Origin of the sequence: Pantoea sp. 18059, assembly GCF_902706165.1 — a bacterium.
Classification (GTDB): domain Bacteria; phylum Pseudomonadota; class Gammaproteobacteria; order Enterobacterales; family Enterobacteriaceae; genus Pantoea; species Pantoea agglomerans.
Genome location: NZ_CACSJS010000004.1, coordinates 422,314 through 444,786, shown reverse-complemented (window position 1 = coordinate 444,786; position 22,473 = coordinate 422,314). Strand labels below are relative to the sequence as shown.

The window sequence follows — 22,473 nt, the reverse complement described above, 5'->3', positions numbered from 1 at the left end:
TATGCTATTTTTGCTCGCGTTTTCGTCAGGCTGACGGTACAAGGTTGGGTGATCCGGTTATCACCGCAGTAATACAGGCACAGGGATGCGATTAACCACAAAATTATCTGCGTTTATTACCTTTTTAAGCCTGCTGGCCATGTCGTTGATGCTGGCAGGCTGTGCATTCAGTGTTTTCTGGTTCAGTCATCAGCGGGTTGAACATCGGGCGCAGATACTGGCGACCGAAGTGGATCAGGCGATGTTCACCCAGACGCCGGCAGAGCTGCATGTCTGGCTCACGCGTATGATGCCGATAATGAATGCCGAGCAGATTTCTCTTCACAACGGCAGGCAGACTTTCCTTACCCTCTCCCGACACGAAAACCAGATGCTGGAAGACGAGCCTAATCGTTTTATCCAGGTCGATGTGCCTTTGATGCACCAGACGGGTTTAGAGCTGCGGGTCGTCACCCTTGATCCTGCCAAAACCTGGCTGCGCTCCATTACCGGCACCTCTACGCTGGGCATCCTGTTTACCGTCATGCTGGTGATGAGTCTGGTGCTGCTGCTGATGCATCGCTGGCTCAGTCGGCAGTGGCGCGGTATGGAGCATCTTGAAGTGCGGGCAGAGGCGATTATCAGCGGTGAGCGCGGTGTAATGCCGAAACGCGGTGCGGATGAGTGGCCACCGAGAGCGAGCCGCGCACTGGATGTGTTGCTGGCGGATCTGCAGGAGGCGGGCGAGCAGCGTCTGCGTATCGACACGCTGATCCGCACCTTTGCTGCGCAGGATGGACGCACCGGTCTCAACAACCGGCTGTTCTTTGATAACCAGCTCGCCACCCTGCTGGAGGATCAGGAAGCAGTCGGCACCCATGGTGTGGTGATGATGGTGCGCCTGCCCGATCTGGACACGCTGAAGGATTCGCTGGAGCCGGGGCTGGTTGAGGAGTACCTCTTCAATTTCGTCAACATGCTTTCCACCTTTGTGCTGCGCTATCCTGGCGCCCTGCTGGCACGCTATTTCCGCAGTGATTTTGCCGTGCTACTGCCGCATCGCAGTCTCAAAGAGGCAAACAGTATTGCGGATCAGCTGATCAATGCTGTTGATTCCCTGCCGCCGATGCGGCTGGTTAATCGTGATGATCTCATCCATATCGGTATCAGCGCCTGGCACAGCGGGCAGACTGTGCCGCAGGTGATGGAAAATGCCGAAATGGCTACCCGACGTGCGGCACTGCTGGGCGGCAACAACTGGACCAATGGTGCCGGAAATCCGCAGGACGCCGGGCGGGGTAGTGTGCGCTGGCGAACCCTGCTGGAGAACACGCTTAGCCGTGGCGGCCCGCGGCTCTATCATAAACCCACCGTCAATATTGAGGGTAAGGTACAGCACCGGGTGATGCTGACCCGCATCTTCGACGGCGATAAAGAAGTGCTGGCCGCAGAATATATGCCCCTGGTGCAGCAGCTCGGCATGGCTGATGGCTGGGATCGCCAGTTAATGACCCGCATTGCGGCACTCTCTGAACTCTGGCCAGAAGAGACGCTGGTGATCCCGGTGACGATTACCTCGCTTCTTCAGCGCTCTTTTGTCCTCTGGCTGCAGAACATGCTGCTGCAGTGCCCGAAAGCGCAAAGAAAACGATTTTTATTTGAACTTGCCGAGGCAGATGTTTGTCAACACATCAACCGTTTAACGCCAGTTTTCCGCGCACTTAAGGCTTTTGGCTGTCGGGTTGCGGTAAATCAGGCGGGTTTAACCGTGGTAAGCAGCGCCTACATACGACAGCTGCCGCTGGAACTGATCAAGCTTGATGCCGGTCTGGTACGCAATATTGAGCGCCGGACTGAAAATCAGCTGTTTGTGCAGAGTCTGCTGGAAGTCTGTAAATGTACGGGCATTCAGGTGTTTGCTACCGGTGTCCGCACTAAAGCGGAGTGGCAAACCTTAGTCGCGTTGGGCGTAGCAGGTGGGCAGGGCGACTTTTTTGCTCCCTCGCTTCCGGTTAACAGTAACGTGAAGAAGTATTCACAACGTTACCGTATTTAATGAATTGCGGTCGTACTGACGGAAATTTACGGTTTTTTTTAATGTTTATCCGCGTCTGAACCTCTGAACTTACTGCCGGAAATGTTAGATTTTATGTCGGACAGGGCGAGGGGAAATAGCGTGAAATGCAGTGCTGATGGCGTCTGGTCGCCATTCTGCTGTTGTGGATCGCCAGTTCAGATGACTTAAACGCAATCAGGCGTCTTTTTTCACCGAAGCAGAACGTTTTTGCGCCTTGTGGCAGCTTCGTGTGGTTGGTAAAGTAAGCGGATTTTATTTTCCGCCCCCAGCTTGCAGGATTACCCCTTAGTATGTTTAAAAAATTTCGTGGCATGTTTTCCAACGACTTGTCCATTGACCTGGGTACCGCGAATACCCTGATTTACGTGAAAGGACAGGGCATCGTACTGAACGAGCCCTCCGTCGTCGCTATTCGACAGGATCGTGCCGGTTCACCGAAAAGTGTTGCGGCCGTGGGTCATGAGGCCAAACAGATGCTTGGCCGTACGCCAGGCAATATCGCAGCGATTCGTCCGATGAAAGATGGCGTTATCGCTGACTTCTTCGTGACCGAAAAGATGCTGCAACACTTCATCAAGCAGGTTCACAGCAACAGTTTTATGCGTCCCAGCCCGCGTGTGCTGGTCTGCGTACCCGTCGGGGCAACACAGGTTGAACGCCGCGCGATTCGTGAATCCGCTCAGGGCGCAGGCGCGCGTGAAGTGTTTCTGATTGAAGAGCCGATGGCTGCAGCAATTGGTGCGGGTCTGCCCGTTTCAGAAGCGACCGGCTCAATGGTGGTGGATATTGGTGGCGGTACCACAGAAGTGGCGGTGATCTCGCTGAACGGTGTGGTCTACTCCTCGTCAGTGCGTATTGGTGGCGATCGTTTCGATGAAGCTATTATTAATTATGTGCGTCGTAACTACGGTTCACTGATCGGCGAAGCGACCGCAGAACGTATTAAGCATGAGATCGGTTCAGCCTATCCGGGTGATGAAGTCCGTGAGATCGAAGTGCGTGGTCGTAACCTGGCAGAAGGTGTACCGCGCGGCTTTACACTGAACTCTAATGAAATTCTGGAAGCGCTGCAGGAGCCATTAACCGGCATCGTTAGCGCGGTGATGGTTGCCCTTGAGCAGTGTCCGCCTGAGCTGGCTTCAGATATTTCGGAGCGCGGCATGGTGCTGACCGGCGGTGGTGCGTTACTGCGCAACCTGGATCGTCTGCTGATGGAAGAGACGGGCATTCCGGTTGTGGTTGCTGAGGATCCACTGACCTGTGTGGCTCGCGGTGGCGGCAAAGCGCTGGAAATGATCGACATGCATGGCGGCGATTTGTTCAGCGAAGAATAATTGCCTCAACCGGCTAAGAACGCAATGATCATGCGAGGGAATGGCATGTGAACCGGCGCAATCTGTGCCGGTGCAGTGCGTTCAGCCCAGGGAAGCACGGTGTTATGCCGTCGCTTCCTCTCCTGTTGTCGAGGATCACGCAGATTATATGAAGCCGATTTTTAGCAGGGGACCTTCCCTGCAGTTGCGTCTATTCCTGGCGGTTATCGTGGCGATTGCCATTATCATTGCCGACAGCCGTGTGGGTTCTTTCACCCAAATACGCAACTATCTGGATACGTCGGTCAGTCCGTTTTACTTCCTGGCCAATGGGCCACGTCAGTTGCTGGATGGCGTGTCAGAGTCGCTGGCGTCGCGTCAGCAACTCGAGCAGGAAAACAAAGCGTTACGTCGTGAGCTCTTCCTGAAAAACAGTAACCTGCTAATGCTGGGGCAATATAAGCAGGAAAACGCACGCCTGCGTGAACTGCTGGGTTCACCGCTGCGTCAGGATGAGCAAAAGATGGTGACACAGGTCATTTCTACCGGCACCGATCCTTACACCGACCAGGTGGTAATCGACAAAGGCAGCGTTAACGGCGTCTATGAAGGCCAGCCGGTCATCAGTGATAAAGGGGTAGTCGGTCAGGTCATCGCTGTCGGACAACTCACCAGCCGTGTTCTGCTGATCTGTGATGCGTCACATGCCCTGCCGATTCAGGTGCTGCGTAATGATATTCGTGTCATTGCCGCAGGTAACGGTTGTACTGAAGATCTTCAGCTTGAGCATCTGCCGGGTAATACGGACATTCGGGTCGGCGATGTGCTGGTGACTTCAGGTATCGGTGGCCGCTTCCCTGAAGGCTATCCGGTGGGTGTGGTTTCCTCGGTAAAAGTGGATACCCAACGCGCCTATACGGTGATTCAGGCGCATCCGACCGCGGGTCTGCAGCGTCTGCGTTACCTGCTGCTGCTGTGGGGCGCCGATCGCAATGGTGATATGCCGCTGCCGCAGGATGAAGTTCATCGCGTTGCGAACGAGCGTCTGATGCAGATGATGCCGCAGGTCTTACCGCCTGCGGGAGAAATGGGCCCGCCTGCGCCTGCCGTACAGATGGGACCGCCTGCACCGTCAGCCACCAGCAGCAGTGGACAAAGCAACTCCTCGCGTTCACGCGGGGGGCAGCCTTGAGTCGATATCGCAGCCAGGGACGTTGGGTCATCTGGCTCTCTTTCCTGGTTGCGCTTGTCCTGCAGATCATGCCCTGGCCGGATGAAATTTATATGTTCCGGCCCTCATGGCTGCTGTTGATCCTTATCTATTGGGTGCTCGCACTGCCGCATCGGGTCAATGTCGGTAGCGGATTTGTGCTGGGTGCCATCATGGATCTGATTGCGGGTTCCACACTCGGCGTGCGTGCGCTGGCGCTCAGTATCATCGCCTACCTGATTGCCTTTAAGTTCCAGTTATTCCGCAACTTAGCGTTGTGGCAGCAAGCGTTAATGGTTATGGTGCTGTCGCTGGCGATGGATGTGATTGTCTTCTGGGCTGAATTCCTGGTAATCAACGTTTCATTCCGACCTGAAATTTTCTGGAGCAGTGTCGTCGACGGTATTCTCTGGCCCTGGCTATTCTTATTAATGAGAAAAATTCGTCGTCAGTTCGCTGTTCAATAAGGAAATTTATGGTAACCCTCTATCTTGCTTCCGGTTCACCGCGTCGTCGTGAGCTGTTAACTCAACTTGGTCTGACATTCGAGCGCATCGTGACTGACGTTGAAGAGCAGCGTCAGCCGAACGAAGCGGCGGAGATCTATGTCCGCCGTCTGGCCAATGATAAAGCGCAGGCGGGTGTCAAACTGGCCGCGCAGGATCTGCCGGTGCTGGGCGCGGATACGATTGTGGTGCTGAATGGCGAAGTGCTGGAAAAGCCGCGCGATGCCGCTGATGCCCGCGCGATGCTGTGCAAACTCTCTGGTCATACGCATCAGGTGATGACGGCGGTAGCGCTGGCCGACAGTCAGCAGGCGCTGGATTGCGTCGTAATCACTGATGTGACATTCCGCACCTTAACCGCCACCGACATCGACGACTATATCGCGACCGGCGAGCCAATGGATAAAGCGGGTGCATACGGTATTCAGGGCAGGGGAGGAAACTTTGTCCGCAAAATTAATGGAAGCTACCATGCAGTGGTCGGATTACCCTTGGTTGAGACAGGGGAGTTGATCAGCCATTTCGAGTCACTGCGTGCCGTAAGGGGTCAACATGACGGCTGAATTACTGGTAAACGTCACGCCTTCTGAAACACGTGTTGCCTATATTGACGGCGGCATACTGCAGGAAATTCACATTGAGCGTGAGGCGCGGCGCGGCATCGTTGGCAATATTTATAAAGGCCGTGTAAGCCGTGTTCTGCCCGGCATGCAGGCCGCTTTTGTTGATATCGGTCTGGAGAAAGCGGCCTTTCTGCATGCCTCAGATATCATGCCGCATACTGAATGTGTGGCGGGCGACGAAAAGAAAAACTTTATCGTGCGGGATATCGCCGAGCTGGTGCGGCAGGGACAGGATCTGGTGGTTCAGGTCGTCAAAGATCCGCTTGGCACCAAAGGTGCCCGGCTGACCACTGACATCACGCTGCCTTCGCGTTACCTGGTCTTTATGCCAGGCGCATCGCATGTGGGTGTCTCTCAGCGTATTGAGAGCGAGAAAGAGCGCGATCGGCTTAAAGCGGTCGTGGCTGACTACTGCGACGATCTGGGCGGCTTTATTATCCGTACCGCCGCAGAAGGCATCGGGGAAGAGGAGCTGGCGCAGGACGCGGCTTTTCTCAAACGACTCTGGACCAAAGTCAGCGAGCGTAAAAAGCGCAATCAGACCCGCTGCCTGCTCTACGGTGAGCTGGCTCTGGCCCAGCGTATTCTGCGTGATTTTGCGGGCGCGGCGCTGGATCGCATCCGGGTCGACTCCCGCCTGACCTGCGACATGCTGGTAGAATTTACCGGTGAATATATCCCGGAAATGGCCGGTAAGCTGGAGCTCTACAACGGTAAACAGCCTATTTTCGACCTGTTTGACGTCGAAAATGAGATTCAGCGCTCGCTGGATCGCAAAGTTGAACTAAAGTCAGGCGGATATCTGATCATCGATCAGACCGAAGCGATGACCACCATCGATATCAACACCGGTGCGTTTGTCGGCCATCGTAACCTTGATGAGACGATCTTTAATACCAATGTTGAAGCTACTCAGGCGATCGCGCGCCAGCTGCGACTGCGTAATCTTGGTGGCATCATCATTATCGACTTCATCGATATGAGCAACGAAGACCATCGCCGCCGGGTACTGCATTCGCTGGAAAGCGCGCTCAGTAAAGATCGGGTTAAAACCGGTATTAATGGTTTCTCGGCGCTGGGTCTGGTAGAGATGACGCGTAAGCGTACCCGCGAAAGCATTGAGCACGTTTTGTGCCAGGATTGCCCGGTCTGCAAAGGGCGCGGCACGCTGAAAACCGTTGAAACGGTCTGCTATGAAATCATGCGTGAGATTGTCCGGGTTCATCACGCTTATGATTCTGACCGCTTTCTGGTCTATGTTTCACCGACGGTGGGTGAGGCGTTAAAAACTGACGAGTCTCATGCACTGGCTGAAGTCGAAATCTTTGTCGGCAAGCAGGTTAAAGTTCATGTCGAAGCGCTCTACACCCAGGAGCAGTTCGACGTAGTGATGATGTAACGCCAGCCCGGTCACCGGTTTCTTCGGATATCGGGCTGAAAAATCGCCCTTGTTTGAGATAAAATGCGCGTTTTAACGCTTTTATCGGGAGACGGTCGGGTATGAGAACCAACTATCCGTCGTTTACGGAACACAAGGAGAGGCGTGAGTGAGGCAGTTGCCGAGGATTTTGTTACTGCTGGTCGCGGCAATCATCGTGATTGTCGCGCTGCTGGTCAGCGGATTGCGTCTGGTGATGCCGCATCTCGACAGCTATCGCAGCAACCTTCTGCAATACATCTCCGACAGCAGCGGCGTGCCGGTCAACGCCAGCCAGTTACAGGGTAAATGGGAGAATTTTGGCCCAACCCTGCAGGTTCGCGATCTTAGCGTCGATCTGCATGAGAACGGCAAACTCACTATCAAACGCATCAATCTGGCTCTCGACGTCTGGCAGTCCCTGCTGCACTGGCGGTGGCAGTTTCGCGATCTGACCTTCTGGCAGTTGCACCTCGATACTAATCGCCCGCTGCTGGATAACGACAAAGAGAAAAACAGCTTCCGTCCGGCGCAGATAAACGAACTCTTCCTGCGTCAGTTTGACCACTTTGACCTGCGTGACAGCACCATCCGTTTCCGCACCCCTTCCGGTCAGCATGCTGAGCTGGCGATCCCGCGACTCACCTGGGTCAATGAAGATAACCGCCACCGGGCCGAAGGCGAAGTCAGCCTGTCGAGCTTCACCGGCCAGCACGGCGTGGTCCAGGTGCGGCTTGATCTTAACGACAGCAACGGTTTACTCAATGATGGCCGCATCTGGATGCAGGCCGACGACGTCGATATGCGCCCGTGGCTGGGCCGTTGGGTGCGTGACAATACCCGGCTGGATAGCGCCCGATTTAGCCTGGCGGCCTGGGTTAACCTGCGCGATGGCGACATCTACGCCGGTGATCTGCTGCTGCGCAAGGGCGGAGCCAGCTGGCAGGGCGAGACCGGACGACACCGCATTGAGGTCGATGGGCTGACCGCGCATCTGTCACGTTTCCAGAATGGCTGGGTGGTCAATGTGCCACAAACCCGGCTCAGCACCGACGGCCACGCCTGGCCCGCCGGTCACTTCTCTCTGTTATGGCGTCCTGAAGATAAGCAGATGCTGGGACCGGATGGTCAGCCGGAAGTGCGCGTTCGCGCCACACAGCTGGTGCTGAGTCATATTGCGCCGATCGTTCCGCTGTTTGCGCCGCTCTCACCGGCACTGTTTGAAAACTGGCAGACGCTGCAGCCACAGGGCACCATCGATGGCCTGGCGCTGGATATTCCGTTACAGCAGCCTGAAAAAACCCGCGTACAGGTGAAGTGGCGTGATTTCAGCTGGCAGCACTGGAAACTGTTGCCGGGCATCAGCCATTTAAGCGGTGAAGCGCGCGGCAGCCTGAGCAATGGTCAGGTCAGTGTGGATATGGGGGCGGCGACCGTTTCCTATGGCGACATGTTCCAGGCTCCGTTAGAGATTAAGCGGGTGACCGGTGCGCTGCGCTGGCTGAATGATGATCATGGCCTCACGCTGGCGGGCGAAAATCTTGACCTGGAAGCACGCTCGCTCTGGGCGCGCGGCGACTTCAGCTACCAGCAGAACAGCGGCGGTGAGCCTCGTCTGGATATTCTGGCTGGTATCCGGCTTACCGATGCGGGCGATGCCTGGCGTTACTTCCCGGTGCCGCTGTTGGGTAACAGCCTGACGCACTATCTGAGTGGGGCAGTGAAGGGTGGCAAGGTGGATAACGCCACACTGCTGTTTGCCGGTAATCCGGCGCTGTTCCCGTTCAAGCATAATGATGGCATGTTCCAGGTCTGGGTGCCGCTTCGCCAGGCAACCTATGCGTTTCAGCCCAAATGGCCAGCGTTAAGCAATCTCGATATCGACCTTAACTTCCTGAATGACGGTCTCTGGATGAAAGCGCCAGTGGCGAAACTGGGCGAGGTGGACGCGCGCAACGTCACTGCGGTGATCCCCGACTACCTGAAAGAAAAACTGATCATTGAGGGTGATATCAGTGGTGAAGGCCAGCAGATCGCGGACTATTTCGGGCAGACTCCGCTGAAACCTTCACTGGGTGCCGCGCTGGAACAGCTGGAAATCAAAGGCCGCGTCGGCGGCCACCTGAATCTGGATATCCCGCTGGATGGTGAGCAGGTTCATGCCCGTGGCAATGTGGACCTGAACAATAATTCGCTGTTTATCAAACCGTTAAAAACCACCATTAACAATCTCTCCGGGCGCTTCCGTTACGACAACGGCAATCTGGCCAGTGAGGATCTGCGTGCGAACTGGTTTGGTCAGCCAATGGGCGTGCGTTTCAGCACTAAAGAGAATCCGGACGACTTTGGCGTGAACGTCAAACTTCAGGGCGACTGGCAGCCCGCTAAAATCAGCCAGGTTCCTGCAGCCGTCAGCAAGCAGCTGGGCGGAAATCTGCCGTGGCAGGGCGACGTCAATATTACGCTGCCCCATCATGGCGGCGCGCGTTATGACGTGACGCTGAACGGTAATGCAAAAGAAGTAAGTAGTCACTTACCTGCACCGCTCGATAAGAAAGCCGGTGAGGCGATGCCAGTCGCAATTAAGGCCAGTGGCGACCTGCACCATTTCGATCTCAGTGGCAGCGTCGATGCAAACCATCGCTTTAACAGCCGCTGGTTGCTGGAGCCGACGCTGCGCGTCGATCGTGGCATCTGGCTGAATGATGCGCAGAAAACACCTGCTCTGCCCGATCATCCCGGCATGGTACTGAACCTGCCCGCGCTGGATGGCGAGGCCTGGGTGGCGATGATGGCCGCAGGGGGAGCATCCGGGGGCAGCGAGTCAGACGGCGGCCTCAAAACGGGTGGCGTCACGCTGCCCGGCAATATCACGCTTCGTAGCCCGGCCGTCACCCTGGCCGGGCAGCAATGGCATGAGGTTGAAGCGACACTGGCTCAGAGTGCGGGCGGCAAGGGCCAGGTCGGCGTCAGGGCTAAAGAGCTGCGTGGTGCGCTGGCAATGGCCCCGAAAGCACCGTGGCAGGTGAACCTGGATTACCTTTACTACAATCCGCAGTGGGATAACGGTGAAGGCAAAGGCGGCAAAGCGCCACCTCAAAAAGCCACGAACATTAACTTCAGCCAGTGGCCCGCGTTACAGTTGCGCTGTAATGAGTGCTGGGTGCTGGGCCAGAAATATGGTCAGGTCTCCGCGATTTTGCAACCCCGCGGAGATACGTTAGCGCTTACTAACGGAAAAGTGGATACTGGCAGTTCACAGCTGAAAATCAACGGGGAATGGGTTAACCGCCCGGACGACCAGCGCACTTCGCTGAAGGGCACGCTGAAAGGCCCGAATATTAATAACGCGACCAACTGGTTTGGGGTCAACACGCCGCTGCGCGATGCGCCATTTGATATTGCGTATGACCTGCACTGGCGCTCTGCCCCCTGGCAGCCCTCGGCAGAGACGCTGAGCGGCACCCTGAAGACCCACTTTGGCAAAGGCCAGATCGCCGATGTGAATACCGGTGCCGCCGGGAAAATTCTGCGGCTGGTGAGCTTTGATGCGCTACTGCGCAAGCTGCGCTTCGACTTCAGCGACACCTTCACCAATTCTTTCTACTTCGACTCGATTAACGGCACCGCCTGGATCGAAAACGGCATGATGCGCACCGATAATCTGCTGGTGGATGGCCTGGAAGCGGACATTGCGATGCAGGGTAATCTCGACCTGGTGAAGCGTCAGATCGACATGGAAGCGGTGGTTGCGCCGGAAATATCCGCCTCGGTTGGTGTGGCGACAGCTTTTGCCATCAATCCGGTGATTGGCGCGGCGGTGTTTGCCGCCAGTAAAGTTCTGGGACCCCTGTGGAACAAGATATCGCTGCTGCGTTATCACATCAGTGGCCCGCTGGATAAACCGGAAATCAATGAAGTGCTGCGTAAACCGCGTGAAACTGACAACAAGTGAATTTGACGCCGTACCGGAATTACCGCAGGCTATGATTATCTGAGCACATAATGAGTGAGAAACGATGACTCTGAACCTGGTAAGTGAGCAGTTACTGACTGCTAACGGCATTAATCAGCAGGACCTATTTTCCCTGTTAGGGCAGCTTTCAGAACGTCGTCTGGATTATGCCGATCTCTATTTTCAGTCCAGCTTTCACGAATCCTGGGTGCTGGAAGACAAAATCATTAAAGATGGCTCCTACCATATCGATCAGGGTGTGGGCGTGCGTGCGGTCAGCGGGGAGAAAACCGGCTTCGCCTATGCAGACCAGATCACGCTGAATGCACTGCGTCTCTCCTCTGAAGCCGCACGCAGCATCGTACGCGAACAGGGAAATGGCAAGGCACACACGCTTTCTGCCGTGATGAACCGTTCGCTCTATCAGGCTATCGATCCGCTGAGCAGCCTGACACGTGAAGACAAAATTGCCCTGCTGCATCGCGTTGATAAAGTGGCTCGTGCGGCTGATCCGCGCGTGCAGGAAGTCAATGCCAGCCTGACCGGCGTTTACGAGCAGGTATTGGTAGCCGCGACTGACGGCACGCTGGCGGCAGATGTCCGTCCGCTGGTTCGCCTCTCTATTAGTGTCCAGGTGGAAGATCAGGGCAAACGTGAACGCGGCGCAAGCGGCGGCGGTGCGCGTACCGGTTATGCGTTTTTCCTGGCAGATGAAGATGGCGAAGTCCGCGCTGACGCCTGGGCGCGTGAAGCAGTGCGTATGGCGCTGGTGAATCTCTCCGCCGTGGCCGCACCTGCTGGTGCGTTGCCAGTGGTACTGGGTGCGGGCTGGCCGGGCGTGCTGCTGCATGAAGCGGTCGGTCACGGTCTGGAAGGCGACTTCAATCGCCGTGGCACCTCGGTGTTCAGCGGTAAAATTGGTCAGCAGGTTGCGTCTGACCTCTGTACCGTGGTGGATGATGGCACCCTTGAAGGGCTACGCGGTTCACTGGCGGTAGATGATGAGGGCGTTCCCGGTCAGTACAACATGCTGATTGAGAATGGTGTGCTGAAAGGCTACATGCAGGACAAGCTGAATGCGCGACTGATGGGGGTTAGCCCTACCGGTAATGGACGTCGTGAATCCTACGCGCATCTGCCGATGCCGCGCATGACCAACACCTATATGCTGGCTGGCAAGTCATCACCGCAGGATATTATTGAAAGCGTTGAGTATGGCCTCTATGCGCCGAACTTTGGTGGCGGTCAGGTGGATATCACCTCCGGCAAATTTGTCTTCTCAACCTCAGAGGCTTATCTGATTGAGAACGGCAAAATCACCAAACCGGTTAAAGGCGCAACGCTGATTGGTTCCGGCATCGAAGCGATGCAGCAGATCTCGATGGTGGGTAATGACCTGGCGCTGGATAAAGGCGTCGGCGTCTGTGGTAAAGAGGGGCAGAGCCTGCCGGTCGGTGTCGGTCAGCCGACCCTGAAGCTGGATAAACTGACCATCGGCGGCACCGCCTGATGTGACCCCAACAACCCGCCGCCTGGCGGGTTGTCAGAATGCTGACAAATCCATAGCCGGATGAACCTGGCAGCAATGCAATAGCTGAAAGCGCAGGGAACACGGGCAGAGGAGGAAAGCGTCCCGCGCCACGGATGGCGCGGGACGAGCGTGTCAGGGATGACGGATTTTGCGTCTTTCCGATCTGACCGTGTTTCCTTCGCTGGCTGGGTCTTACAGCTGGTCGGGACAGATGTTGTCAACAATTTATTGTTAGCTTTTACGGTGCTGCTGATACTGCTCAGCCACCTGTTCAAAATAGCCGGTCAGATAATCGATACAGACCTGCACCTTAAGCGGTAACTTATCCTTCTCGGTATAGAGCGCGTAGACCGGGCGCGGATCGGACTGATACTGCGGAAACAGAATATCGATCTCGCCTGCGGTGATCTCATCAATCACCCACATCATCGGCACATAGGCGATGCCATTGCCCGACTTCAGCCAGCGAATCAGCGTCAGGGAATCATTGGTCACAAAACGTCCCTGCGGTGCCAGGCGTGTCACTAATCCTTCCGGCGCAATCAGTTCGAAATTGTTATCGGGCCGTACGCTATATTCCAGCCAGGAAAAATTATCGATATCACCCGGCTTCTCCGGCGTACCATGCTGCGCCAGATAGCTTTTTGCGGCGCACACCACCATCGGCATCGCACCCAGGCGACGCGAAAATAAGCTGGAATCTTTTAACGCTCCCACCCGAATCACCAGATCCAGACCATCCGCGATCAGATCCGGGGCCGGAACGCCGGTGACCAGATTCACACTCAGCCCCGGATATTCCCGCAGCATATCGCTGGTCATGCCAGCTAACACGTTCTGCGCCATGGTAGAGGAGCTGCCAATTCGCAGTACGCCAATGGGCGTATTGTTAAAAGCGTAAAGCTGTTCATGCACCTGCGTCGCTTCGGCCAGCATACGGCGGCAGCCCTGATAATAGATTTTGCCCGCTTCGGTCAGCCCGATACTGCGGGTACTGCGATTCAGCAGTTTCACCTGCAATGCATCTTCCAGTTTCGCGACGATCTGGCTGATTGATGAGACGCTCAGATGAAGCTGACGCGCCGCAGCGGTAAACGAACCCAGTTCGACCACTTTAGCGAAGACAGACATGCCTTTCAGTCGTTCCATTATTTACTCTGGCTTAAAAGTGATTTAGATCACATTCTGTAGAAAACTTATAGTCAGGCGCGTTATTATAAGCGCGCCGGGGTATTTCCCGGTGATTCTTCATTGCCTGATACCCTTCGATGATACGCTATTATTAAGCCAGCTGCGGTTCGGATAACGCTTCCAGAGGGTTTTCCTGCGACATCTGAAGAGGCATGAGTATCCCGGCAAAGTCGAACTAAGGATTTGTGATGAGTGTGCTTCCGGTATTTGTCATGTTTGGGCTCTCTTTTCCGCCCATTTTCATCGAACTTATTATTTCACTGATGCTGTTCTGGTTAGTGAAACGCGTGCTTACGCCGAGCGGTATCTACGATCTTGTCTGGCATCCGGCACTTTTTAATACAGCGCTTTACTGCTGTGTGTTTTACCTTGTCTCCCGTTTATTAGTCTGAGGTTTAAGTGAAAGCACTCATAAGAAAAATCGCGCGCTACGCGATTACTATCCTGCTGGTCATCATCGCAGTGGTCATTATTTTCCGTGCCTGGGTCTTCTATACCGAATCGCCCTGGACCCGTGATGCGCGTTTCGCCGCTGATGTGGTGGCGATCTCCCCTGACGTCACCGGCCTGATTACCGAGGTTCCGGTACACGACAACCAACTGGTGAAGAAGGGCGATACGCTGTTTGTGGTTGACCGGCCGCGCTATCAAAAAGCGCTCGATCAGGCGCAGGCGGATGTTGAATATTACCAGGCACTGGTCAGTGAGAAACGTCGCGAAGCCGGGCGCCGTAACCAGCTGGGCACCTCCGCCATGTCGCGCGAGGCTATCGAGCAATCCAATAACGATCTGCAAACCAGCGAGCACCAGTTGGCGAAATCGGTGGCGACACGCGATCTGGCGAAGATTGACCTTGAGCGCACCACGGTGAAAGCGCCATCCGATGGCTGGGTCACCAACCTGAATGTCTACCAGGGTGAGTTTATTACCCGTGGTTCGGTTGCCGTGGCGCTGGTTCAGCAGCACTCTTTCTATGTGCTGGCTTACCTGGAAGAGACCAAACTGCACGGCGTGGAGAAGGGCTTCCGCGCGGAAGTCACCCCACTTGGCAGCAACATCGTGTTGCGTGGCACCGTAGACAGTGTGGCGGCTGGCGTCACCAACAGTAGCAGCTCGGTCGACAGCAAAGGCATGGCCACGGTAGATTCCAATCTGGAGTGGGTCCGTCTGGCGCAGCGTGTGCCGGTGCGCATCCGGCTTGATCAGCAGCCCGGCAATCGCTTCCCGGCGGGCACGACAGCGACAGTGGTGATCACCGGTCAGGCCGATCGTCAGCCTGAACAGGTTTCACCGATGGTCCGACTGTTTAATCGCCTGCGTGAGTTTGGTTAAGAGGGCGATATGATCGAGTTCCTGCGGTTCCCGGTAAAGCTCACCTTTGCGCTGGTGTTAGCGTTGATGGTGGGTTTTCACTTTAACCTTGAAACGCCGCGCTGGGCGGTGATGACCGCCGGTATCGTAGCTGGCGGTACCGCGTTTGCGGCCGGGGGTGACCCCTATTCAGGGGCGCTGCGCTATCGCGGCGTTTTGCGTATTATCGGGACATTTATTGGCTGTATCGCCGCGCTGACCATCATGATTGCCACCGTGCGTGCACCGGTCGTGATGCTGCTGCTGTGCTGCATCTGGGCAGGACTCTGCGTCTGGCTCTCTTCGCTGATCAAGGTAGAAAACTCTTACGCGCTCGGACTGGCGGGCTACACCGCGCTGATTATTGTGGTGACGGCTAATGCCAGCGGCGGTCTGACGCTGGTGCCACAATATGCGGTAGAGCGCTGCAGTGAAATCGTACTCGGCATTCTGTGTGCCATTCTGGCCGACATGATTTTCTCACCCCGTTCGATTAAAAAAGTGATCGACGCTGAGGTCGATTCGCTGCTGGTGGCACACTATAACCTGCTGCAACTCTGCGTCGCTCACGGTGATAAAGAAGAGGTCGATAAAGCCTGGAGCGCGCTGGTACGGCGCACCACGGCGCTGAACAGCATGCGCAGCCAGCTGATGATGGAATCCTCACGCTGGAAGAACAGCAATCGCCGTTTGCAGATGCTCAATACCCTGTCGCTGACGCTGATTACACAGGCAGCCGAAACCTTTCTGATCCAGAATTCCCGTCCTGATTACATTCCGCCCCAGTATCGTCTGATGGTTGAAAAACCAGCCTCGACCGTTGAAGAGGTGCATAAGCGGATGAAAGTGATGCGGCGGGTGATTGGTGCCAGCGGCAAATCAACGCCGGTCACGCTGGCCAGCTGGGTAGGCACTGCTACCGAATATCTGCTGCTGCTGAAAGGGATCAAAAGTAATAGCCGGATCACCTCGCTGGAAGAGGAGATTCTGCAGCGCGAGGTGGTGATCCAGGCGCGTTCCGCTGAAACGCATCATGCGATGATCAACGGTATCCGTACCTTTGTGGCGACCGCACTGGGTTCGCTGTTCTGGCTCTATACCGGCTGGACCTCTGGCAGTGGCTGCATGGTCATGCTGGCTGTCATCACCGCGCTGGCGATGCGCATGCCCAACCCGCTGATGATGGCAAAGGACTTTCTCTACGGCATGACGGTCGCGGTTCCGCTGGGCGCGCTCTACTTTATGTATGTTCTCCCGGCGACGCAGCAGAGCGCACTGCTGCTCTGCATCGCAATCGGCCTGCTCGGTTTTATCGGTGGTATCTTCATTCAGCGGCGTCAGCTCGGCACGCTCGGGGCGTTGATTGGCACCCTTAACGTTCTGGTGCTGGATAATCCGATGGAATTCCACATTAACGTCTTTCTCGATAACGTTCTGGGCCAGGTCATCGGCTGCTTCGTGGCGATGATGGTGATCCTGCTGATTCGTGATAAATCAAAAGCGCGCACCGGCCGCAAGCTGCTGAACCGCTTTATGTATGCGGCTGTCTCTGCCATGACGACCAATCAGGCGCGCCGGCGTGAAAACCATCTGCCAGCGCTCTATCAGCAACTGTTTCTGCTGCTGAACCTGTTTCCGGGTGATATCAACAAATATCGCATCGCCCTGACGCTGATCATCGGTCATCAGCGGTTACGCGACGCAGAAGTGCCGGTGAATGCCGATCTCTCTGCTTATCACCGGCAGTTGCGTTACACCGCTGACCGGGTGATCTCCGCCAGCAGCGATGACAAGCGGCGTTACTACTTTGAACGTCTGCTGAAAGAGCTGGATGTCTATCAGGAAAAACTGGCCCATTACGAGGCTCCCGCCAGCGTAACGGAACCGGTAAAACGACTGGCTATGATGCTGGATAAGTACCAGAACACGCTCATCCAAATCTGAATCTGGCCGCTGTGACCTGCAGCGGCCTGCGCAATCCCCACCCATCACAAAATCTGTCGCTTTTGCCAACTATACTCTCCAGACGGAAGAGCAAAACTGACAGGAGCGAATCAATGAAATCACTGCAAGAGAGCGAACTGTTCCGGACCGGCTATTTAGCGGACGGCCAGTGGCATCAGGCGGCTTCTACCTTTGACGTGACCAATCCGGCGACCGGTGAGGTGATTGCACAGGTGGCAAAAGCGGGTAAAGCTGAAACGGAACAGGCTATCGCCGCAGCGGAGCGCGCATTTCCCGCCTGGCGGGCGCAGACTGCAAAAGCGCGCGCTGAAATTCTCACTCGCTGGTACCAGCTGATCATTGAGAACAAGCGCTGGCTGGGACAGCTGATGACGACCGAACAGGGCAAGCCCCTGAAAGAGGCGGAAGGGGAAGTTGAATACGCCGCCAGTTTTATTCAGTGGTTCGCCGAGCAGGCGAAACGGACCAACGGTGAGATTATTCCGCCAGCTAAACCCGGCTCCCGTATTCTGGCAACCCGCGAACCGATTGGCGTTGTGGCCGCCATTACGCCGTGGAATTTCCCGATGGCGATGCTAACCCGCAAACTGGGGCCAGCTCTGGCTGCCGGCTGCACCGGCATTATTAAACCTGCCAATAACACGCCACTCTCCGCCTTTGCCCTGCTGGCGCTGGCGAAGGAGGCAGGCGTGCCTGATGGTGTACTGAATGCGGTAGCCGGTGATACCCATGCTATCAGCGATGCCATCATGGCCAGCAAAGCGGTACGTAAAATCTCGTTCACCGGTTCCACCCAGGTGGGCAAGCTGCTGATGCGTAATGCTGCCGAAACCATGAAAAAAGTGTCGATGGAGCTGGGGGGTAATGCCCCTTATATCGTGTTTGACGATGCCGATATTGATGCCGCCGTGCAGGGCGCCATTGCCAACAAATTCCGTAATGCGGGCCAGGTGTGCGTCAGCGTAAACCGCTTCTACATTCATAATGCAATCTATGATCGTTTCACTCAGCAGCTGGCTGCCGAAGTGAACAAGCTGAAGGTGGGCAACGGCATGGAAGAGGGCGTGATTGTCGGGCCATTGATTGAGGCATCGGCGGTGGAAAAGGTTGAGCAGCACGTCAATGATGCGGTAGCAAAAGGTGGCAAATTACTGGCGGGTGGCGAGCGACATGCGCTGGGTGGCAACTTCTGGCAGCCCACTGTGATTACTGAGGCGCACGAAGGGATGCAGCTCGCGCAGGAGGAGACCTTTGGTCCGGTGGCTGCCTGTTTCCGCTTTGATGATGAAGATGACGTCATCCGTCGCGCTAACGATACGCCGTTCGGCCTTGCCGCATACTTTTACACCCAGAATCTGCAGCGGGTGTTCCGTGTTTCAGCCGCGCTGGAAAGCGGCATGATTGGCATTAATGAATGTGCCGTATCAACCGAGCTGGCGCCGTTTGGTGGTGTGAAAGAGTCGGGGCTGGGCCGCGAAGGTTCGGTACTCGGCATGGAAGAGTATCTGGAGGTCAAAGCGCTGCACCTGGGCGGTTTGAGCTAGCGGACAGTAACGGGCGGCGAAGGTCGCCCGCAGACGGAGCATGGGAGCCGTCAGCATGAAAATCGAGCGTTTTGATTTTAATGAAATTGTCGATCAGGCCCATTTCTTCCGCCAGTTCAGCGAGCGATTTGCGCTGGAGGAGCGCCGCATCTGCGATCTGGATGGATTATGGGATGTGGTGACGGGCGATCTGTTACCGCTGCCGCTGGAGATTGAGTTTGTTAATCTGGGCAGGGGACAGCGACGGCGTTATGGCGCGCTGATTCTGTTATTTGATGAAGCGGAAGAGGAGCTGGAAGGTCAGCTTCACTTTAACGTCAGATAAAACGTCAGATAAAAAAAGGCCCCGGCGAGCGGGGCCAAAGGGTTCGTCATACATCTGACGAGGAATTATTTATAAAGCTGTGCGGTGATGTGATAGTTATCGCCGGTGCGCGCCTCAATAACTTTATAGGCGCTGGCACCCTGTTCATCCGCTTTCTGAGAAAGCTCAGCGCGGTAATCCATTGGCGATCCCGCGGTTCCACTGATGGTCACGGTGCCCGCAGGCTGCAGGTTCTGCGTCTGATCGCCGGTGACCAGCTGTGCGGCTGATGCGCCGAACGCCATAACGGAAAGCAGACTGACTGTAGCGATGGTTGTTTTGATATTCATGATTATCTCCTCAATACATTCAACAACCTGCGGTTTCTCGTAAAGGCGGGTCGTCGATATCTTCTGACGCCCTTCAGGCGTCATCACGGTTAATTATTTATAAAGCTCAGCGGTGACATGCCAGGTGTTATCCTGGTTGTTTTCGATGATGCGATAGTGGCTTGCGCCCTGGGCATCCGCTTTCTCTGACAGCACCTGACGGATATGCGTCTGGTCGCCATTTCGTCCACCAATGCTGATGGTCTGATTCATTGGCTGCAGACCCTGTGCCTGTTCATTGGACACCAGGCTGGCGGCGTTAGCACCCACTGAGAACAGGGATGCCAGACTCAGTGCAGCGATAGCTAATTTCATTTTCATGGTCAACTCTCCTGAAATTTCTGCTTCAGCTCTCCGGAGCGCAAAAGGGCGCGTCAGACAGAGAGCAGATGGCATTATCGGTTACGCCTTAGTTATACAGTGCGGCGGTAGCGTGATAGTTGCCGTTGTTGTATGCCTCAATCACGCGATAGGCTTTTGCGCCCTGCTGATCGGCTTTGTCGCTGAGTTTCTGTTTGATATCCATCGGTGAACCCGCCACGCCGCTGACACTGATGGTGCCGACAGCCTGCAGATTCTGCGCCTGTGACGCATCAATAGATTCTGCTGCCACAGCACCAAATGAGAGTGCGGAGAGAATGCTCAGGGTAGCAATGGTAGTTTTTACGTTCATAGATTTTTCCTCGTCGTCTATTTTTATCTTTTTATTTAGTGTGATTTGCATCACGAAAAGAAGTATAGAACTAATAACGTCAGAAATTAATACCCCGCTAATAATGTTTTTTTGTGATTCTTTATCCTTATGGCTACTTTTAATAACTTAACGTTATAAAAAAAGGATGAAAAGTAACCTTTAAGCCACTTTTAATTGCAAAAACAGTGAGATAGATCACTTTAACTTTTAGTGCGAAAGTCGGGCGTGCATCGGGCTGGAGTTTGATCTGGATCCGGGCAATGGTGCCGGTTCAGTGATGTAAAGCAGTGTAAAATAGCGCAGAAAGTGAAGCAGAGTTATCGATCTGACCAACAGCCGGGCGTGTTAAAGCAGGCTTATTACTTATCCAGAGCGGGTAATTGTTGTGGAAAGGGGTGAGCAGAGAGAACGAACTGACGATCTGGCGCATGATGGCCGGTCGTCAGTCCGCGATCAGAGTTCCTGTTCAAACAGGGTGAGGATGGCGCCGTGCAGCTGCTTAACGGTGAAGTCGCGCGCGCGGGTAATAAAGATTGTGTCATCGCCAGCGATGGTACCCAGAATCCCGTGCGACTTACCCAGTGAATCCAGCATACGTGCAATCAGCTGCGCTGCGCCGGGACTGGTATGAATCACTACCAGGGCATCGTTGTAGTCGATATCCAGTACCAGGTTTTTTAACGGGCTGGTGGTGGTCGGCACACCCAGCTCAGCGGGCAGGCAATAGACCATCTCCATCCTGGCATTCCGGGTGCGCACTGCGCCAAACTTGGTCAGCATCCGCGAGACTTTGGACTGATTGATATTTTCAAAGCCCTCGTCCTGAAGCGCCTGAACAATTTCGCCCTGGGAACTGAATTTTTCTTCTTTTAATAAGGCTTTGAAAGCCTTAACCAGATCGTCTTGTTTCGATGGGTTTCGCATAGGTTACCAATAAATAGAGAGAATAACCGCGCATCCGCCCGCGGCAGAGTGGTGATTATGCATTTATATGCATTTTTATGCAATCGTTCGATTGATGAGCAGCGTCCGGGCGGCTAGCGGGCGGCGATAATAGCAAATAAATCCGCTCAGACCAAAACACGCGTCACAGCCCCGGAAGGCGAAGGTTGCAAAGTTGTTATATTATTGGTGGTGTAGTAACAGAAAACGCACGTAGCCGTTCTCTGTCTGACGACGGCAAAGTTGTCGGTCATTCAGGTGCAATGATAAGTAACTTTTGAATCCGGAGATTAAGTGTGAAAACACGTAGAATTAACAACGGATATTTATCATCGCCTGAGCAGTTGATTAAGGTCTGACACAGATAGAATTTCGGCCCATCTCTGCCCCACCTTAATAAGGAGTTAAGAATGAAAGTTGCCGTTCTCGGTGCCGCTGGCGGCATAGGCCAGGCGCTCGCACTTCTGCTCAAAACCCAGCTTCCCGCAGGTTCAGAACTCTCGCTGTATGACATCGCGCCGGTTACGCCGGGTGTTGCCGTTGATCTCAGCCATATTCCTACCGCAGTGGCTATTCAGGGATTCAGTGGAGAAGACGCCACGCCTGCCTTACAGGGTGCCGATGTGGTACTGATTTCCGCTGGTGTCGCACGTAAGCCCGGTATGGATCGCGCCGACCTGTTTAACGTTAACGCAGGCATCGTCCGTAACCTGATCGAACAGGTTGCCACAACGGCACCTAAAGCGTTGATTGGTGTCATCACCAACCCGGTCAATACCACCGTGGCCATTGCGGCAGAAGTGCTGAAAAAGCACGGTGTTTACGACAAAAATCGGCTGTTCGGCGTGACCACGCTGGATATCATTCGCGCCAATACTTTTGTGGCTGCATTGAAAGGCAAGCAGCCTGACCAGGTGGAAGTCCCGGTCATTGGTGGCCACTCTGGCGTAACCATTCTGCCGCTGCTGTCGCAGGTTAAAGGCGTCAGCTTCAGCGATCAGGAAGTGGCCGATCTGACCAAACGCATCCAGAACGCCGGCACCGAAGTGGTGGAAGCCAAAGCGGGTGGCGGCTCGGCCACGCTGTCGATGGGTCAGGCAGCTGCACGTTTCGGTTTGTCACTGGTACGCGCGCTGAAGGGTGAAGCTAATGTGGTGGAGTGTGCTTACGTAGAAGGCGAGGGTGAACATGCGCGCTTCTTCTCCCAGCCGCTGCTGCTGGGTAAAAACGGTGTGGCTGAACGCAGGCCGATTGGTACCCTCAGCACTTATGAACAGCAGGCGCTGTCAGGCATGCTGGATACGCTGAAGAAAGATATCGCCCAGGGCGAAGAGTTCGTTAAACAGTAACTGACGGCTCAGGCTTGCAATAACGCCCGGCTTTGCCGGGCGTTTTACTTGTTGGCAAATCCAGGCCCGTCTTGCTATAAGATTGAGCCCGCGAAGGAAACACGGTCAGATCGGAAAGACGCAAAAGCTGTCAT

The 22,473-nt window shown here is 55.1% G+C and carries 19 protein-coding genes; 14 read left to right on the top strand and 5 right to left on the bottom strand.

The window, feature by feature from the left end; genetic code table 11:
* The first annotated feature begins 85 nt into the window (after positions 1–85).
* The 8 genes from csrD to tldD all read left to right on the top strand — a co-directional run bounded on the left by csrD (position 86) and on the right by tldD (position 12,590).
* Positions 86–2,035, top strand: coding sequence for an RNase E specificity factor CsrD (gene csrD / locus GVJ63_RS14000; RefSeq protein ID WP_010699819.1), 1,950 nt, complete (start codon positions 86–88; stop codon positions 2,033–2,035).
* A gap of 311 nt (positions 2,036–2,346) precedes the next feature.
* Positions 2,347–3,390 (top strand): rod shape-determining protein MreB, encoded by a 1,044-nt coding sequence (gene mreB, locus GVJ63_RS13995; RefSeq protein ID WP_004385136.1) that lies wholly within the window; start codon positions 2,347–2,349, stop codon positions 3,388–3,390.
* A 148-nt stretch (positions 3,391–3,538) separates the two neighbouring features.
* Positions 3,539–4,561 carry a rod shape-determining protein MreC gene (gene mreC / locus GVJ63_RS13990; protein ID WP_010256043.1) on the top strand — a complete coding sequence of 341 codons (1,023 nt, stop codon included), beginning with the start codon at positions 3,539–3,541 and terminating at the stop codon, positions 4,559–4,561.
* Positions 4,558–5,046, top strand: a complete 489-nt coding sequence (mreD, locus tag GVJ63_RS13985; RefSeq protein WP_010256045.1) for a rod shape-determining protein MreD — start codon at positions 4,558–4,560, stop codon at positions 5,044–5,046. Before mreC ends, mreD begins: the two co-directional genes overlap by 4 nt.
* Positions 5,047–5,054: 8 nt before the next feature.
* Positions 5,055–5,648: a nucleoside triphosphate pyrophosphatase gene (locus tag GVJ63_RS13980; RefSeq protein WP_010699818.1), complete on the top strand. Its 594-nt coding sequence runs from the start codon at positions 5,055–5,057 to the stop codon at positions 5,646–5,648.
* Positions 5,638–7,107: a ribonuclease G gene (gene rng / locus GVJ63_RS13975; RefSeq protein ID WP_003855268.1), complete on the top strand. Its 1,470-nt coding sequence runs from the start codon at positions 5,638–5,640 to the stop codon at positions 7,105–7,107. The genes GVJ63_RS13980 and rng overlap by 11 nt, the downstream gene beginning before the upstream one ends.
* A gap of 148 nt (positions 7,108–7,255) precedes the next feature.
* The gene (gene yhdP / locus GVJ63_RS13970; protein ID WP_159227027.1) at positions 7,256–11,080 is read left to right on the top strand and encodes an AsmA2 domain-containing protein YhdP; all 3,825 of its coding nucleotides are present in this window, start codon (positions 7,256–7,258) and stop codon (positions 11,078–11,080) included.
* A gap of 64 nt (positions 11,081–11,144) precedes the next feature.
* Positions 11,145–12,590, top strand: a complete 1,446-nt coding sequence (gene tldD / locus GVJ63_RS13965; RefSeq protein WP_010699816.1) for a metalloprotease TldD — start codon at positions 11,145–11,147, stop codon at positions 12,588–12,590.
* A 252-nt stretch (positions 12,591–12,842) separates the two neighbouring features.
* Here tldD and aaeR read toward each other — a convergent pair whose 3' ends face one another.
* Positions 12,843–13,760, bottom strand: a complete 918-nt coding sequence (aaeR, locus tag GVJ63_RS13960) for an HTH-type transcriptional activator AaeR (protein ID WP_010256055.1) — start codon at positions 13,758–13,760, stop codon at positions 12,843–12,845.
* Between the two features lie 230 nt (positions 13,761–13,990).
* Here aaeR and aaeX point away from each other — a divergent pair, with 230 nt between their 5' ends.
* The 5 genes from aaeX (at position 13,991) to GVJ63_RS13935 (ending at position 18,986) form a co-directional block, all read left to right on the top strand.
* Positions 13,991–14,194 carry a p-hydroxybenzoic acid efflux pump operon protein AaeX gene (aaeX, locus tag GVJ63_RS13955; RefSeq protein WP_010256058.1) on the top strand — a complete coding sequence of 68 codons (204 nt, stop codon included), beginning with the start codon at positions 13,991–13,993 and terminating at the stop codon, positions 14,192–14,194.
* A gap of 7 nt (positions 14,195–14,201) precedes the next feature.
* The gene (gene aaeA, locus GVJ63_RS13950) at positions 14,202–15,134 is read left to right on the top strand and encodes a p-hydroxybenzoic acid efflux pump subunit AaeA (protein ID WP_010256061.1); all 933 of its coding nucleotides are present in this window, start codon (positions 14,202–14,204) and stop codon (positions 15,132–15,134) included.
* Positions 15,135–15,143: 9 nt separating this feature from the next.
* On the top strand, positions 15,144–17,096 hold the full coding sequence (gene aaeB, locus GVJ63_RS13945; RefSeq protein WP_010256064.1) for a p-hydroxybenzoic acid efflux pump subunit AaeB: 1,953 nt from the start codon (positions 15,144–15,146) through the stop codon (positions 17,094–17,096).
* Positions 17,097–17,209: 113 nt separating this feature from the next.
* The gene (locus tag GVJ63_RS13940) at positions 17,210–18,661 is read left to right on the top strand and encodes an NAD-dependent succinate-semialdehyde dehydrogenase (RefSeq protein ID WP_033780631.1); all 1,452 of its coding nucleotides are present in this window, start codon (positions 17,210–17,212) and stop codon (positions 18,659–18,661) included.
* A 55-nt stretch (positions 18,662–18,716) separates the two neighbouring features.
* Complete coding sequence (locus GVJ63_RS13935; RefSeq protein ID WP_010256069.1) at positions 18,717–18,986, top strand: hypothetical protein; 270 nt, start codon at positions 18,717–18,719, stop codon at positions 18,984–18,986.
* Between the two features lie 65 nt (positions 18,987–19,051).
* Here GVJ63_RS13935 and yhcN (GVJ63_RS13930) read toward each other — a convergent pair whose 3' ends face one another.
* The 4 genes from yhcN (GVJ63_RS13930) to argR form a co-directional block, all read right to left on the bottom strand.
* Positions 19,052–19,315 (bottom strand): peroxide/acid stress response protein YhcN, encoded by a 264-nt coding sequence (gene yhcN, locus GVJ63_RS13930; protein WP_010256072.1) that lies wholly within the window; start codon positions 19,313–19,315, stop codon positions 19,052–19,054.
* Positions 19,316–19,408: 93 nt separating this feature from the next.
* A complete protein-coding gene (locus GVJ63_RS13925; protein WP_010256074.1) occupies positions 19,409–19,675 on the bottom strand; it encodes a YdgH/BhsA/McbA-like domain containing protein in 267 nt (88 codons plus the stop codon).
* A gap of 88 nt (positions 19,676–19,763) precedes the next feature.
* Positions 19,764–20,027 (bottom strand): peroxide/acid stress response protein YhcN, encoded by a 264-nt coding sequence (yhcN, locus tag GVJ63_RS13920; RefSeq protein WP_022623941.1) that lies wholly within the window; start codon positions 20,025–20,027, stop codon positions 19,764–19,766.
* A 474-nt stretch (positions 20,028–20,501) separates the two neighbouring features.
* Positions 20,502–20,972 (bottom strand): transcriptional regulator ArgR, encoded by a 471-nt coding sequence (argR, locus tag GVJ63_RS13915; protein ID WP_010256080.1) that lies wholly within the window; start codon positions 20,970–20,972, stop codon positions 20,502–20,504.
* A gap of 428 nt (positions 20,973–21,400) precedes the next feature.
* Between argR and mdh the strand changes: the two genes are divergently transcribed.
* A complete protein-coding gene (mdh, locus tag GVJ63_RS13910) occupies positions 21,401–22,339 on the top strand; it encodes a malate dehydrogenase (RefSeq protein ID WP_159227026.1) in 939 nt (312 codons plus the stop codon).
* The last annotated feature ends 134 nt before the right edge of the window (positions 22,340–22,473 follow it).

What these genes read in the sequence shown, in the direction of transcription:
- csrD (WP_010699819.1), top strand. Translation starts at nt 86, where the DNA reads ATGCGATTAACCACAAAATTATCTGCGTTTATTACCTTTTTAAGCCTG.
- mreB (WP_004385136.1), top strand. Translation starts at nt 2,347, where the DNA reads ATGTTTAAAAAATTTCGTGGCATGTTTTCCAACGACTTGTCCATTGAC.
- mreC (WP_010256043.1), top strand. Translation starts at nt 3,539, where the DNA reads ATGAAGCCGATTTTTAGCAGGGGACCTTCCCTGCAGTTGCGTCTATTC.
- GVJ63_RS13980 (WP_010699818.1), top strand. Translation starts at nt 5,055, where the DNA reads ATGGTAACCCTCTATCTTGCTTCCGGTTCACCGCGTCGTCGTGAGCTG.
- rng (WP_003855268.1), top strand. Translation starts at nt 5,638, where the DNA reads ATGACGGCTGAATTACTGGTAAACGTCACGCCTTCTGAAACACGTGTT.
- tldD (WP_010699816.1), top strand. Translation starts at nt 11,145, where the DNA reads ATGACTCTGAACCTGGTAAGTGAGCAGTTACTGACTGCTAACGGCATT.
- aaeR (WP_010256055.1), bottom strand. Translation starts at nt 13,760, where the DNA reads ATGGAACGACTGAAAGGCATGTCTGTCTTCGCTAAAGTGGTCGAACTG.
- aaeX (WP_010256058.1), top strand. Translation starts at nt 13,991, where the DNA reads ATGAGTGTGCTTCCGGTATTTGTCATGTTTGGGCTCTCTTTTCCGCCC.
- aaeB (WP_010256064.1), top strand. Translation starts at nt 15,144, where the DNA reads ATGATCGAGTTCCTGCGGTTCCCGGTAAAGCTCACCTTTGCGCTGGTG.
- GVJ63_RS13940 (WP_033780631.1), top strand. Translation starts at nt 17,210, where the DNA reads ATGAAATCACTGCAAGAGAGCGAACTGTTCCGGACCGGCTATTTAGCG.
- GVJ63_RS13935 (WP_010256069.1), top strand. Translation starts at nt 18,717, where the DNA reads ATGAAAATCGAGCGTTTTGATTTTAATGAAATTGTCGATCAGGCCCAT.
- yhcN (WP_010256072.1), bottom strand. Translation starts at nt 19,315, where the DNA reads ATGAATATCAAAACAACCATCGCTACAGTCAGTCTGCTTTCCGTTATG.
- GVJ63_RS13925 (WP_010256074.1), bottom strand. Translation starts at nt 19,675, where the DNA reads ATGAAAATGAAATTAGCTATCGCTGCACTGAGTCTGGCATCCCTGTTC.
- yhcN (WP_022623941.1), bottom strand. Translation starts at nt 20,027, where the DNA reads ATGAACGTAAAAACTACCATTGCTACCCTGAGCATTCTCTCCGCACTC.
- argR (WP_010256080.1), bottom strand. Translation starts at nt 20,972, where the DNA reads ATGCGAAACCCATCGAAACAAGACGATCTGGTTAAGGCTTTCAAAGCC.
- mdh (WP_159227026.1), top strand. Translation starts at nt 21,401, where the DNA reads ATGAAAGTTGCCGTTCTCGGTGCCGCTGGCGGCATAGGCCAGGCGCTC.